The sequence below is a fragment of the Pseudarthrobacter sp. H2 genome, assembly GCF_050157045.1.
In the GTDB taxonomy this organism is placed as follows: domain Bacteria; phylum Actinomycetota; class Actinomycetes; order Actinomycetales; family Micrococcaceae; genus Arthrobacter.
In genome coordinates, this window is the sequence record NZ_CP189594.1 from 4,521,649 (window position 1) to 4,535,566 (window position 13,918).

9 protein-coding genes and 1 pseudogene are annotated in these 13,918 nt (G+C 67.6%); 9 read left to right on the top strand and 1 reads right to left on the bottom strand.

What is annotated here, in order from left to right; all coding sequences use genetic code 11:
- Window positions 1-25: 25 nt before the first annotated feature.
- The 9 genes and pseudogenes from ACQCSZ_RS21040 (at window position 26) to ACQCSZ_RS21080 (ending at window position 12,659) form a co-directional block, all read left to right on the top strand.
- Entirely contained in the window at window positions 26-1,708 is a 1,683-nt protein-coding gene (locus ACQCSZ_RS21040) for an ABC-F family ATP-binding cassette domain-containing protein (RefSeq protein WP_427005572.1), read from the top strand.
- Between the two features lie 97 nt (window positions 1,709-1,805).
- Window positions 1,806-3,002 (top strand): MFS transporter, encoded by a 1,197-nt coding sequence (locus tag ACQCSZ_RS21045; protein ID WP_427005573.1) that lies wholly within the window; start codon window positions 1,806-1,808, stop codon window positions 3,000-3,002.
- A 59-nt stretch (window positions 3,003-3,061) separates the two neighbouring features.
- Window positions 3,062-4,563 (top strand): annotated as a pseudogene (locus ACQCSZ_RS21050) (bifunctional phosphatase PAP2/diacylglycerol kinase family protein).
- A gap of 176 nt (window positions 4,564-4,739) precedes the next feature.
- Complete coding sequence (locus ACQCSZ_RS21055) at window positions 4,740-5,690, top strand: ABC transporter ATP-binding protein (RefSeq protein ID WP_427005574.1); 951 nt, start codon at window positions 4,740-4,742, stop codon at window positions 5,688-5,690.
- The gene (locus ACQCSZ_RS21060) at window positions 5,687-6,586 is read left to right on the top strand and encodes an ABC transporter permease subunit (RefSeq protein ID WP_427005575.1); all 900 of its coding nucleotides are present in this window, start codon (window positions 5,687-5,689) and stop codon (window positions 6,584-6,586) included. The genes ACQCSZ_RS21055 and ACQCSZ_RS21060 overlap by 4 nt, the downstream gene beginning before the upstream one ends.
- Window positions 6,587-7,023: 437 nt before the next feature.
- Complete coding sequence (locus ACQCSZ_RS21065) at window positions 7,024-8,457, top strand: amino acid permease (RefSeq protein ID WP_427005576.1); 1,434 nt, start codon at window positions 7,024-7,026, stop codon at window positions 8,455-8,457.
- Window positions 8,458-8,602: 145 nt separating this feature from the next.
- Window positions 8,603-9,514, top strand: coding sequence for an intradiol ring-cleavage dioxygenase (locus ACQCSZ_RS21070; protein ID WP_427008406.1), 912 nt, complete (start codon window positions 8,603-8,605; stop codon window positions 9,512-9,514).
- Between the two features lie 48 nt (window positions 9,515-9,562).
- Window positions 9,563-10,909 carry a M18 family aminopeptidase gene (locus ACQCSZ_RS21075; RefSeq protein WP_427005577.1) on the top strand — a complete coding sequence of 449 codons (1,347 nt, stop codon included), beginning with the start codon at window positions 9,563-9,565 and terminating at the stop codon, window positions 10,907-10,909.
- A gap of 397 nt (window positions 10,910-11,306) precedes the next feature.
- Window positions 11,307-12,659 carry a glycosyltransferase family 4 protein gene (locus ACQCSZ_RS21080; RefSeq protein WP_427005578.1) on the top strand — a complete coding sequence of 451 codons (1,353 nt, stop codon included), beginning with the start codon at window positions 11,307-11,309 and terminating at the stop codon, window positions 12,657-12,659.
- Window positions 12,660-12,680: 21 nt separating this feature from the next.
- Here the strand turns inward: ACQCSZ_RS21080 and ACQCSZ_RS21085 are convergent, their stop codons facing one another.
- Window positions 12,681-13,679 (bottom strand): hypothetical protein, encoded by a 999-nt coding sequence (locus ACQCSZ_RS21085; protein WP_427005579.1) that lies wholly within the window; start codon window positions 13,677-13,679, stop codon window positions 12,681-12,683.
- Between the last annotated feature and the right edge of the window lie 239 nt (window positions 13,680-13,918).

Here is a 13,918-nt window from a genome sequence, read left to right on the forward strand (position 1 = left end):
ACGTGCAACGTGGGAAGATTGCTGGGTGGCCCATATTGACGTTTCCGGCATTGATTATTTCCTCTCCGACGGCACCCAGCTCCTCAACGGCGTGACCTTCAAGGTCCCGGACGGCACCAAGACGGCGCTGATCGGTCCCAACGGAACCGGCAAGACGACGCTGTTCCGGATCATCTCCGGGGATCTCGTCCCGGACGAAGGCGTGATCGGGCGCTCCGGCAGCATGGGCATCATGCGGCAGTTCGTCGGCCAGGTCCGGGACGATTCGACCGTCCGCGACCTCCTGGTCTCCGCCGCCCCGCCCGCGCTGGCCGCCGCCGCCCGGGCCGTCGACGAGGCCGAACTGGCTATGATGGAGTTCGACGACGAACCCACCCAGATGCAGTACGCCCAGGCGATCGTCGACTGGGGGGATGCCGGTGGTTACGACGTCGAGACCGTCTGGGACGAGGTCTGCATGGCCGCGCTGGGCCTGCCCTTCGACCGCGCCCAGCACCGCCCGGCGTCGAGCCTCTCCGGCGGCGAGCAGAAGCGCCTGGTGCTCGAGGCGCTTTTCGCCGGCCCGGACGAGCTGTTGCTCCTGGACGAGCCGGACAACTACCTTGACGTCCCGGGCAAGCGCTGGCTGGAGGCCAAACTCAACCAGTCGAAGAAGACCGTGTTCTTCATCAGCCACGACCGCGAGCTGCTCGACAACGCCGCGGGCCGGATCGTCACGCTGGAACCCGGCATCAACGGCGCCGGGGCGTGGGTCCACGGCGGCGGCTTCGGCTCCTATGTGGAGGCCCGCGCGGACCGGAACGCCCGCTTCGAGGAGCTGCGCAAGCGCTGGGACGAGGAGCACGTGAAGCTCAAGGAACTCGTCAACATGTACAAGAACAAGGCGGCGTTCCGCTCCGACATGGCCAACCGGTACCACGCCGCGCAGACCCGGCTGGCGAAGTTCCTGGAGGCGGGTCCGCCGGAGGCCCTGCCGATCGAGCAGAACGTGAAGATGCGGCTCAAGGGCGGCCGCACCGCCAAACGGGCCATCGTGGCCGAGCGGCTGGAACTGACCGGGCTGATGAAGCCGTTCTCCACCGAGGTCTGGTTCGGGGACAGGATCGGCGTCCTGGGGTCCAACGGCTCCGGCAAGAGCCACTTCCTGCGGCTCCTCGCCACCGGCGGCACCGATCCGGAGCGCGAGCACCTGCCGGTGTCCGACGTCGACATCGCCGAGGTCCCGCATGAGGGCACCGTGAAACTCGGCGCCCGCATCCGTCCCGGGTTCTTCGCCCAGACGCATGCCCGGCCCGACCTGCTGGACAAGACCCTGCTCGAGATCCTGCACCGGGGCGACGAACACCGCTCCGGCCTGGGCCGCGAGGCCGCGGCCGGCGCCCTGGACGGCTACGGCCTGGCCGGGCAGTCGGAACAGAAATACGAGTCGCTCTCCGGCGGGCAGCAGGCACGCTTCCAGATCCTCCTCCTCCAGCTCTCCGGCGCCACCCTGCTGCTCCTGGACGAGCCCACCGACAACCTGGACCTGCACTCGGCCGAGGCGCTGGAACGCGCCATCGACCACTTCGAGGGCACCGTCCTGGCCGTGACCCACGACCGCTGGTTCGCGCGCACCTTCGACCGGTTCCTGGTCTTCGGCTCCGACGGCAAGGTCTACGAGTCCGAGGAACCCGTCTGGGACGAGAAGCGCGTCGAGCGCGCCCGGTAAACCGAGAGCAACGCGGGGTCACTTAGCGCCCATTCCCACGGGGTTTATGGGCGCTAAGTGACCCCGCGTTGCTCTTTGCCGTGGATAGAGTGGGGGCATGACAGCGCTCCCCCCGGCGGCCCGCACGGCACAGCTCAACGCCGCGGCCGCGGCCACATTCCTTGTTTTCGGCATCAACGGCCTCGTGTTCGCCAGCTGGGCGGCACGCATTCCGGCGGTCGCCGACCTGCTGCACGTCACGTCCGGGCAGCTGGGGACCCTGCTGCTCTGCTTGGCCCTCGGCTCCCTTATTGCGCTGCCCACCGCCGGGCTCGTGGTCGGCCGGATCGGGACGGCCAACACCGTGCGCGCGGCAGGCCTCCTGGCCGCCGCCGCCGGCGTCGCGGTGGCGTTGGCGCTGCTGGCGGGATCCGTGCCGGGCACCGCAATCGCGCTGTTTGTCTTCGGCATCGGCATCGGTTTGTGGGACGTCTCGCAGAACATTGAAGGTGCCGACGTCGAGCACCGGCTCGGGCGCACCATCATGCCGCAGTTCCACGCAGCATTCAGCGGCGGCGCCTTCCTGGGCGCCCTGATCGGGGCGGGCCTGTCGAACCTCGGCGTCGGGCTTCCTGCGCATCTGCTCGTCATCGCCGCCGTCGTGGCCGTGCTGACCATGCTGGCCCCGCGGTATTTCCTGCCACACCTCCCGGCGGCCGCCCCGCTGGCCGGGGACGGGAAAGAGACCAGGGGCGGGGCGGCGTGGACTGACGGACGCACCCTGCTGATCGGCGCCGTTGTCCTCGGCGCCACGCTCACGGAGGGCGCCGGGAATGACTGGATTGCGAAGGCCGCCGTCGACGGCCTCGGGGCCTCCCAGTCAGCCGGTGCCCTGCTGTTCGCGGCGTTCGTCCTGGCGATGACTGCCATGCGCTTCTTCGGCGGCCGGGCCATCGACGCCTACGGCCGGGTGGCGGTGCTTCGTGCCAGCATGGCCGCGGCCGCTGCCGGGCTGGGGCTCTTCGTGCTGGCGGGGAACATCTGGCTGGCCACCGCCGGTGCCGCCCTCTGGGGTCTGGGGGCTGCCCTCGCATTCCCGGTGGGCATGTCCGCCGCCGCGGATGATCCCAGGCGCGCTGCCGCCCGCGTGTCCGTCGTGTCCACGATCGGGTACGTCGCGTTCCTCGCCGGGCCGCCGCTGATCGGCTACCTCGGCGACGTGACCGGAATCAGGCCGGCGCTGCTGGTTATCGGGGTTCCGATTCTGGGTGCACTGCTGCTCGCCGGCGCCGCGAAACCCCTGCGCGCCGGCTGAGGCCCAACAGCACCGCGGCACCGGCACCCGCCGCTGCGGTCCCGGAGTAAGGTGATCGGATGCGAAGCATGCTGAGAAAGGCGCCGGGCCGCCTGTCACGGCTGGACCGGAAACTGGTGCGGGCGGTGTCGGCACTCCCCGCGGGGAGGCACGACGACTTCTTCCGCCGGCTGTCGGCGGCGGCCAACAACGGCAGGCTGTGGCTGGGGATCGCCGGTGTGCTGGCACTCGCGCCGGGCAAGACCCGGCGCGCGGCCCTGCATGGCCTCCTTGCCCAAGGGGTGGCCTCCGGGGTCACCAACCTGGGGTTCAAGACCCTCCTGCCCCGGGCGCGTCCCCGTCCCGAGCATCTGCCCGTTTTCCGCTTCGTCCATCCGCAGCCCACGAGTTCGTCCATGCCCTCCGGCCATTCCGCCTCGGCGGTGGCCTTCGCGCTGGGGGTCGGAATAGTCCGCCCCTGGCTGGGTGCAGCGCTGGCTCCCGTGGCGGCGGGCGTCGCCTATTCCCGGGTCCACACCGGCGCCCACTGGCCCTCCGATGTAGTGTTCGGCTCCGCCATCGGGGCCGGCGCAGCCTTGGTGACGCGGAAGTGGTGGCCCGTCCGGCCGCCGTTCCCGGCAAGCAGCTGCACCCGCGCACGTGCCCCGGAACTTCCCGACGGGGAAGGGTTGGGCATCGCGGTAAACACCCTCGGCGGCTCCTACGCCGCCGAGACCGCGGCCGCCCTCCAAAAAGTATTCCCTAAGGCGTATATAAAAGAAATCGGGCACGACGAGGACGTCGCCGCCGGGATCGCCGCCGTCGCGGACCGCCCCGGCATTGTGGCCCTGGGCGTCTGGGGCGGCGACGGGACCGTCGGCACCGCCGCCGCCGCCGCCGTCGAACACTCACTCCCGCTGCTTATGCTGCCCGGCGGGACCCTCAATCACTTCGCCCGCGACGCCGGGACGCCCACCTTGACGGCGGCCGCCGCAGCGGCCTCCCGGGGCCAGGCCGCCCTGGCCGACGTCGGTCACGTGGCAGTGGAACGCGGCCGGCCGGACAGTCCCGAAACACTGGAGCTGACCATGCTCAACACGGCCAGCATCGGCCTCTACCCGAACCTGGTACGACGCCGGGAACGGCTCCAGCCTGCGCTGGGCAAGCCGCTGGCCGGGGTCGTGGCCATGTTCCGGACCTTCGCCGCCGGGACCCCGACCACGCTGATCGTGGACGGGGTCCGGCACAAGCTCTGGATCTTGTATGTGGGCCGGGGCCGCTACTACCCCCGCGACCACGCCCCCTGGTGCGCCCGGTGCTGGACGACGGTGTCCTGGACCTGCGGATGATCACCGCCGACGAACCGTTTGCCCGGCTGCGGCTGCTCTGGTCAGTACTGACCGGCACGATCGCCACCTCCGGAATCACGCATCTCAGCGAAACCAGCCGGATCCGGGTGGAACGCGCCGGATCGCCCATGGTGCTGGCCGTGGACGGCGAAGCCATGCCCGGGATCAGCGCCGCCGAATTTTCGGTGAAGCGTGGCGCGCTTCGGTACTACTCACCCTGGCCGGAGAGCTGATGTCCGGCCGTCGGGGACGTGCCGACCCGGCAATTCTCAGTGGGGATTACCCTGATTCGACCCTGAATCATCCCTGAGACCGGTGGAATCCGCCGCGGCCCTCTGTACCGTGGGGTGTGCACACGGACTCGTGTCCACGACGGTCCGCACATCCCGCTACGCAAAGGAACGCTTCCATGATCGAAGCAAGAGGCCTGACCAAGGTCTACGGCGACAAGACCGCCGTCGCCGGAGTCAACTTCACCGTCGAAGCCGGCCGGGTCACCGGCTTCCTGGGCCCGAACGGAGCCGGCAAGTCCACCACCATGCGCATGATCATGGGACTGGACCGGCCGACGTCGGGCTCCGTCACCGTCAATGGTGCCGCGTTCGCCAGTCATGCCGCCCCGCTGCGCGACGTCGGTGCGCTGCTCGATGCCAAGGCCGTCCACACGAGCCGCTCGGCCTACAACCACCTCCTGGCGATGGCAGCGACGCACAGCATTCCGAGGAAGCGCGTGCACGAGGTTATCGAAATGACCGGCCTGGCCGAGGTGGCCAGGAAGAAAGTCAAGGGCTTCTCGCTCGGCATGGGCCAGCGGCTGGGAATAGCCGCGGCGTTGCTGGGCGACCCGCAGACGGTCATCCTGGACGAGCCCGTCAACGGCCTCGATCCGGAGGGCGTCGTCTGGGTCCGCAACCTGGCCAAGTATCTGGCCTCCGAGGGGCGCACCGTGTTCCTTTCCAGCCATCTCATGAGCGAAATGGCCGTCACGGCGGACCACCTCATCGTGATCGGCCGCGGCAGGATCATCGCCGACGCCCCGATCCAGGAGATCATCAACGGCAATGGCCAAAGCCGCACGCGCGTCCGCACCGACCAGCCGGACCAGCTCATGCACGCGCTGGCCGGAACGGGCGTCTCGGTGGAGGTGCAGGAGAACGAACTGCTGGAGGTCAAGGGCCTTGATCCGCGGCAGATTGCCCGCGCCGCCCTCGAGCGCCAGGTCATGATCTACGAACTCACCCCGCTTCAGGCCAGTCTCGAGGAGGCCTACATGGAACTGACCAAGGATGAGGTCGAATACCATTCGCTGATCACCGCGGGCGCTGCCGCTTCCGCCCAGTCCGGAGGCAACCAAGCATGAGCTCCACCACCCTCGACCCCACACCCTCACGCCGCGGCGCCCACGCCGGGCCCGACGTCCGCCGCGCGCTGTCCGGCAACGGCACCAGCACCGGCCCGGGCCCGCGCTTCCTGCGCGTGCTCCATTCCGAATTCATCAAGTTCCGGACCCTGCTGTCCACCCTGATCCTGCTCGGCGCAACCATCGCCGTCATTGTGGGCGTCGGCGCCCTCGCGGCGTGGGGAATCGGCCAGGCCCTGCAGGCCTCCGGAGCGAATCCGCAGCGGGCCGCCGCCCTGGCCGCCCAAGGCGACATCGCCGCCTCCGCGCCCAGCGCCGGGATCTCCTTCGCGCAGCTGATCCTCGGATCGCTGGCCGTGCTGATCGTCAGTTCCGAGTTCACCACGGGCATGGCGCGTTCAACGTTCACCGCCGTGCCGAAGCGGATCCCGGCCTTCCTGGCCAAGCTCCTCGTCGTGGTGGTCTCCGCCTTCCTGGTCACCGCTCTTTCGCTCTGGCTGGCCGGCCTCGTGGCAGTGCCCATCTTCGACCAGTACGGGCACACCTTGGACATCTCCAGCGGCCACTACCTCAGGACGCTGCTGATCAACAGCGTCTACGTTGCCGCCGTTGCCGCCATCGGCATGGCCCTTGGCGCCCTGATCCGTAACTCCGCGGGCGGCATCATGAGCCTCGTCGGGATCTTCTTTGTCCTGCCGATTGCCCTGCAGATTATCCAGGGCGACTTCGTCAAGGAACTCCGCAAGTTCATCCCGGACAACACCCTGCCGCCCATGACCGCCGCCGAACATGTCACCGACACCCTGGAGGCATGGCAGGCCGGTCTCGTCCTGGGCGCCTGGGTTCTCATCCCGGTCCTCTTGGCCGCCGTGCTGCTGAAGAAGCGCGACGTCTAGGCCGGGCGCCGGTTCCCATCGTCTAGGCTCAGAGCATGATCGATGCTGTACCCGTGAAGGACGCGCCAGCCCGCCAGACTGACGCGTCCTTCACTGGAATCACTGCCCGACGGCGGGGTCGAGTTGGTACGCCCACGAGGCCGGCTCGGGACCACGAGCAACCCGGATTACTGACCGCCCGCTACTGATCGGTAGCAGTCCGGCCTGACCGCCGAGTCCTGAAGCAGTGGTTTCAGGCACATTTCACAATTGCCCCTCAGGCAACTTTACTTGCCTTCTGCGCCACCTTTTGGAGCACCGCCCTGCCTCGCGGCGGGTTATTTGTGTGACTGCACAGGACGCACTGTCGCCGGCCCGGGCTAGGGTGAAACGACCATGTGGCCCGCAGCACATCCCCTGTAACCGGGCCCGCACAATTCACGAAGGACGGCGCTTCCATGCACGCTGACCAACAGCTTTCAAAGTCCCTGAAACCCAGGCATCTGTCCATGATCGCCATCGCCGGCGTGATCGGCGCCGGACTGTTTGTCGGATCCGGCGCCGCCATCCAGCAGGCCGGTCCCGGCATCCTGATCGCCTACATGGCGGCGGGGCTGGTGGTAATCCTGGTCATGCGAATGCTGGGCGAAATGGCAGCAGCCAACCCGGAAACAGGCTCCTTCTCCACCTACGCAGACAAGGCCCTGGGACGCTGGGCCGGGTTCAGCATCGGCTGGCTCTATGCCTGGTTCTGGATCATCGTCCTGGGGATCGAGGCCACGGCAGGGGCCGCGATCATGCACCGCTGGGTGCCGGGCATCGATCAGTGGGTCTGGGCGCTGCTCCTGATGGTGCTGCTGACCCTCACCAACCTCGGCTCCGTGAAGTCTTTCGGCGAGTTTGAATTCTGGTTCGCCTCCATCAAGGTGACAGCGATCGCGCTGTTCCTGCTCTTCGGCGTGGCGGCCATCCTCGGCCTCATTCCCGGAGTTCCCGCCCCGGGCCTGAGCAATCTGATCGAAAACGGCGGTTTCATGCCCAACGGCCCCGGCGCGGTTTTGGCGGGCATCCTGGTGGTCGTCTTCTCTTTCTTCGGCGCTGAAATCGCAACCATCGCCGCCGGCGAGTCCGAGAACCCGGTCGACGCCGTCAAGAAGGCAGTGAAGTCCACAGTCTGGCGCATCCTTGTCTTCTACATTGGCTCCATCGCCGTTGTGGTCACCCTGCTCCCCTGGAACTCCGCCTCGGTGGCCAAGAGCCCATATGTCGCCGTGATCGAGCTCTTCGGCATCCCGGGCGCCGGCACCATCATGGACATCGTCGTGCTCACCTCCGTGCTGTCCTGCCTCAACTCCGGCCTCTACACCGCCAGCCGGATGCTGTTCTCGCTCTCCCGCCGCGGCGACGCACCGCGCTCCTGGATGCGCATCTCCAAGCGCGGCGTCCCCGCCGCCGCGGTGCTTGCATCCACCCTCGTCGGCTTCATCACGGTCGGCCTGAACTACATCGCCCCGGACACGGTCTTCCTGTTCCTGGTCAACACTTCGGGAGCCATCGCTCTGTTCGTGTGGCTTGTGATCGCAGGCTCGCAGCTGATCTTGCGCCGCCGGATGGGCGCAGCCGCCAAGGACCTCCAGCTCAAGATGTGGCTCTTCCCCTACCTGACCTGGATGGCCATCATCAGCATCGTCGCACTGCTGATCGGCATGGTGATTCTCGAATCGACGCGGGAGTCTCTCGTGCTCTCGCTGGCCCTCGCTGTCGTCGTGGTCGGCATCGGCCTTTGGCGCTACCGCAGGCGGGGCGCGAAGGCCTCGGGACTCTCCAGCGCCGAGATTCAGGCCGATACCGTCCCCGAGGAAGCCAGCGTCGGCGCCGGACCGGCAGCGTAGTCCGCACCGGCTGAACCGTCCGCGGACGGTTCAGCCGGCGTTCCGGTCGCTCAGGCGCAGGGAGTACAGCGCGCTCACAGGACCGGCCTAGTCACGGCATAGCGAATGGACGTTCCATGGAGGCATGAACCCATCCCCGCAGCCCATGCATGAGCCGCATCCCGACCATGACCGCGGCCTGGAATTCGATCTCTCCGCCCTGATGAGCCGCCGCTCCCTGGGCCTGTTCCTCGGGGCCGGGACCGCGGCGGCCCTGGCGGCATGCACGCCGGGGGGCCCGACGCCGGCCGCCTCCGGAAGCGGCCCCGGAACCACGCCTGCGTCGTCGGCCACGGCCACAGCCACGGCAACATCCACGGCCCCCGCGGCCGCCACTCCGACGGCGGTCCCCTCCGCCGCTCCGACACTGACCCGCGCGATCGCCGAGTGCGGCGTCGAGATCCCGAAGGAGACGGCCGGGCCCTATCCCGGTGACGGCTCCAACGGGCCCAATGCGCTGGCGGCCTCCGGGGTGATCCGGCAGGACATCACGTCCAGCTTCGGGACCTCCACCACCACGGCCGGGGGCGTGCCGCTGACGGTCACGCTGACCCTGCTCGACAATGCCAACGGCTGCACGCCCCTGGCCGGCGCCGCCGTCTATGCCTGGCACTGCGACCGGGACGGCAGGTACTCCATGTACGACTCCGGGCTGAAGAACGAGAATTTCCTCCGCGGCGTCCAGGAGGCGGACGCCAACGGGCAGGTCACCTTCAAGACCATCTTCCCTGGCGCGTACAGCGGACGCTGGCCGCACATCCACTTCGAAGTCTTCGAGTCCATGTCCAACGCCACCGCGGCCGGCCAGGTCCTGGCCGTCTCCCAGATCGCGCTGACCGAGGCGGCCTGCAAGGAGGTCTACGCCTCGGCCGGCTACGAATCCAGCGCGCGGAACTTCCCCCGGACCACGCTGAAGTCCGACAACGTCTTCGGCAACGACGGCGGGATCTACCAGCTGGCCACGATGGCGGGCTCGGTATCCGGCGGCTACGCGGCGGGGCTCAACGTCACGGTGTAGGTCTTGGTACAAGAAGCCACGGCTGCGGGCGCCGCTAGACTCGGAGCCATGCCAACACAGACCACTGCCGCAGACCACATCCGGGACCTCGGGGCGTACGTCACCGCGTCACCCTCGAGCTTCCACGCCGTCCACGAGGCCGCCCGCCGGCTGGACGAGGCGGGCTTCACCGGCTTGGACGAACTTCAGGCCTGGGGCGGCGGGCGCCCGGACGGCGGCGCCGGTCACCGGAACGGCTTGGCAGGCGCCGGCAAATACTATGTGATCCGCGACGGCGCCCTGATCGCCTGGGTGACGCCCGGGAGCGCCGGGCCCACTACCGGGTTCAACATCCTGGGCGCGCACACCGATTCGCCCTCGTTCAAACTCAAGCCGAAACCCACCACCGGCAAGTTCGGCTGGCTCCAGGCCGGCGTTGAGATCTACGGCGGACCGCTGCTGAACTCGTGGCTGGACCGCGAACTCCAGCTCGCCGGCCGCCTGGTGATGCTGGACGGCACGCAGCACCTCACGGCCACGGGCCCGCTGCTGCGCTTCCCGCAGCTGGCCATTCATCTGGACCGTGCGGTGAACGAAGGCCTGGCGCTGGACAAGCAGCAGCATATGAATCCGGTCTTCGGACTCGGGGATCCGGCGGGCGAGGACCTGCTGGGGCTGCTGGCGGCCCGGGTCCCCGGGGCAAAAGTCGACCCGGCGCAGATCGGCGGGTACGACGTCGTCGTCGCAGACACCCAGGCGCCGGCGGTGTTCGGGGCCAAGGGCGAGTTCTTCGCCTCCGGCCGTCTGGACAACCTCTCGGCCACGCACGCCGGACTCACCGCCCTGATCGGGCACGCGTCCACTCCGCTGCCCGACGGCGCCCCGGTCGCCGTGCTGGCCGCCTTCGACCACGAGGAAATCGGCTCGGCCTCCCGCTCCGGCGCCAGCGGGCCCCTCCTCGAGGACGTCCTGGTGCGTATCTCCGACGGGCTGGGCGCGTCGGCGAGCCAGCGGCGGCAGGCCTTCGCGGCGTCGTTCTGCGTCTCGGCCGACGCCGGCCACGCCGTGCACCCCAACTACGCCGAGCGGCACGATCCCGCCAACCGGCCGGCCCTGAACGGCGGGCCGCTGCTGAAGATCAACGCCAACCAGCGCTACGCCACGGACGCCCCCGGCGCCGCCTTCTGGGCCCGGCTGTGCACCGCGGCCGGCATCCCGTACCAGGAATTCGTCTCCCACAACGTGATGCCCTGTGGCTCCACGATCGGGCCGCTGACGGCCACCCGGCTCGGGATCAGGACGGTCGACGTCGGCGTGCCCCTGCTCTCGATGCATTCCGCGCGCGAGCTCTGCGGCGTGGAAGACCCGTACCGGCTGGCCGCGGTCACCGAACGGTTCTTCCGGACTGCGGCGTAGCCTGGCGTGCCGGCGGGCACCACATAGCTGGTGCGGATACCCACAGACCCCGGTGACTACACCTATGAACGGGGGTTCGGCGTGTCTACGGTTGTCAGACACAGATGCCTTCTTGGCTTGCAGCCCCCGGTTCCGGACTGCATAGCGGGAGACCGAGTGGTCCCCGGCGAAGGGGCATAGGTGACAACTGACTGACGCACCAGTCAAGGCGCCGCAGTGTTCGCTTGACTCGGGCGCCGGCGCGCCATCCGGTCCAACGAGTGGGAAAGGGACGACACAACCCGTGAGTAAGCTCAACACTGATCTTCCCCGGAGGCTCGGGCGCGAACTCCTTACCCGGACTTTCCTGTTCATGCAGCGACATTCCACGCTGGTACCCGCCGGGGTCAGGCAGCTGGTGCGGGGGCAACTGAGCCGGGCTGTCACCCTGGAGATGGCGCCGGTGGCGGACTGGACGAAGCCGCTCATCCCCGACAATACTTCGGTGCAAGTACAGTGGCCCGACCCGGTCAGCGCTGACGTGGCTCATCCCGGCACCCTTCCGCACAGTCGGGGTCAGGGCAGCGCGAATGTCCGGTGCCTGATCGCGACCGAAACGCTGGATGCCGGTGGCATGGACGAGGTGGTCGGATTCCTGGCACGGGGTTTGCCGCAGTTCGGCCTGAGTGTGGCAATCCTGCATGCGCCCACGGACGGCGCGAGTCCGCTAGGGCGCCTGGGACAGGTCCTCCGGAAGCAGGGCATCGAAATTGCCAATGTGGGCAGGGAAAACTGCGAAGCTTGGATCCGGGACTGGAAACCCGATGTGCTCAGTATCCATGGCGCCCCCAACTGGGTGCTCGAGGCGGCAGCAAGGTGTTCGGTGCCTGCCATTGAGACGCTCCACGGTATGCATAACGAGTTCAACGCGGCCACGTCCGAAGTCGCAGGCCGCCGTAGATTGCTTGCAGGCCTGGTGAGCGTCAGCGAAATGGTCCGCCGGCAGTACCTGGCCATCCACAGCAGCTGCGATCCGGCCTCGGTGGTGACCATCCCCAACGGCGTGCCAGCCCATCGCCAGCAGGCGATGCCACGTGAACAGGCCCGGAAGATACTCGGGCTCAATGACGAATATCTGTTCCTGTCCCTGTCACGCCACTGCATCCAGAAGAACACCTACGGCCTGGCCACGGCGTTTTCGCGGGTTGCAGGCACGGTCCCCCGGGCCCACCTGCTGATCTGCGGGCGCCCGGACGACACAGCCTATGCGGGGCAGGTGGTGGGGTTGAAGGGCAAGATGCAGAACGGCGACCGGCTGCACCTGCGGGACCACTCGCCTCATCCGCGCGTCCTGCTGTCAGCAGCCGACGGCTTCGTCCTCGACTCGTTCTTCGAGGGGTGGGCCCTTTCGTCAATGGAGGCTTTGGTGGCTGGCGTGCCGGTAATCGTCAGTGATGTGGGCGGTGCCGTTGAACAGTTGGCCGACCGCCCGGAATGGGGGCGGCTGGTCTGCAACCCGCTTGGCAACCCCCTGGAAGTGGACTGGGAGAGCATGACTGCGGCGCGATTCCAGCGCCAGAACAACCAGGATGAGCTGGTGGAGGCAATGATTTCGTTTACCCGGGATCAAATGTCGGACCGCGCACCGGGAAGCTTTGCAGCGGAGGCCGCGGCGAGATTCGACGGCGCGCTGTGCCTTAGGCGTCACGCGGACGTCCTCAAAGCGGCCGCCCTCGGAGAGCCCATCAGCCTGGCACAGCCCGCACGGTGAAGGGCGGTCTTTGCTCCGTTCCTAGATGGCCACCTTGTACGTGTGATGGGAGAACTCACTGGCGAAGGTGTCGGTGAAGGATCCGTCCACAACAGTCAGGGTCCGGTTTTCACCAACGACTTCCACTATTGAACCGGTGACTCCCACCGGAAGGTTGAAGGCTTTGGCACCAGGTGACTGCCCCAGGCCGATGCCGGCGAAGATGTACGCGGATCCCTCGTAGGTCTTGAGCATGGTTTCCGTGGTGGTGTTGAACCTGTGCTGATACGACTGCGTGTTCAGGACCGGGGCGAGGGCCGTGATGCCTTTGTTGATGGCCCGGATACCGCTGAGTCGTTCGGCATCGCAGTCCACCAGGGAGTAAAAACCGCAGCGTGTGCCGTTGTTGTGCTGGAAGTACGCCAACCCCCTGGCCTCGTGAATGATGGCCGACCAGGCAGCCCCCTCCAACTGTTCCATGGAGATGGTCAAAGAGCCTTGGTCCCGCAGGAGCGGCATTGCCGACTCGACGAAAATCCAGTTGGGCTTGTTTCCAGCCGGGTCCTGGTACGACCGCATCCGGTCCACCAACCAGCCATATGCGGCGGAGGTGGCTGGCTTGGCGCCTTCGGGCCAATGCGGCGAATGAACGATCTGGTCATCCACGAAGGGACTGGTATACGCGTATTTGTCCACGCTGGCAACGTCAACCACGTCCATCAGCCCCGCCATTGATCCTTGGGCCCAATAGGTGTCCAGGACGCCATTGGAGTAGTTGGCCATGGCGAAGCGCCCGTCGTTGAGGCCGCGGATCCTGGCGACCTTTCCCTGCTGGTCGACCAGGTTTGCGGCGGCGTCCAACCCTGAGCAGCCCAGGCCGATGTCGCATTCGTCGGACACGAACCAACCGACGACGCGGCCGTCGTCTCCCACCTCGGCGGGTGACCATTCGTCCTGGGCGAGGACAAAGAGTCCGTCGTCCGTGATGGTCGACAGTGCCGAGCCGTCATGCTCAGCCCCCATGTACGTGTTGATGCCCATAGCTTTTAGCTGAGGAGCGTGCTCAGGTTTGCCCATGTAGACGGCGATGGGAAAAAATGAGGGGTCATTCCAACCGGCGGCAGACGCTTTGGCAAACTGGTCAAAATACGCCGGTCCTCCTTCCCAAGGGATCCGTGGAAGCTCTTCCAAGGATGTGGCGGAAGTGTCCACCGAAGCCACATCGACGGCATGGCAGGCGTTAAGCGTCGCCGCCAGCGCCAGTCCGAGGATGGCTGTCT

Coding starts and splice junctions, on each gene's coding strand:
- ACQCSZ_RS21075 (WP_427005577.1), top strand. CDS start 9,563: ATGCCAACACAGACCACTGCCGCAGACCACATCCGGGACCTCGGGGCG.
- ACQCSZ_RS21085 (WP_427005579.1), bottom strand. CDS start 13,679: ATGGGCATCAACACGTACATGGGGGCTGAGCATGACGGCTCGGCACTG.
- ACQCSZ_RS21055 (WP_427005574.1), top strand. CDS start 4,740: ATGATCGAAGCAAGAGGCCTGACCAAGGTCTACGGCGACAAGACCGCC.
- ACQCSZ_RS21060 (WP_427005575.1), top strand. CDS start 5,687: ATGAGCTCCACCACCCTCGACCCCACACCCTCACGCCGCGGCGCCCAC.
- ACQCSZ_RS21070 (WP_427008406.1), top strand. CDS start 8,603: ATGCATGAGCCGCATCCCGACCATGACCGCGGCCTGGAATTCGATCTC.
- ACQCSZ_RS21045 (WP_427005573.1), top strand. CDS start 1,806: ATGACAGCGCTCCCCCCGGCGGCCCGCACGGCACAGCTCAACGCCGCG.
- ACQCSZ_RS21065 (WP_427005576.1), top strand. CDS start 7,024: ATGCACGCTGACCAACAGCTTTCAAAGTCCCTGAAACCCAGGCATCTG.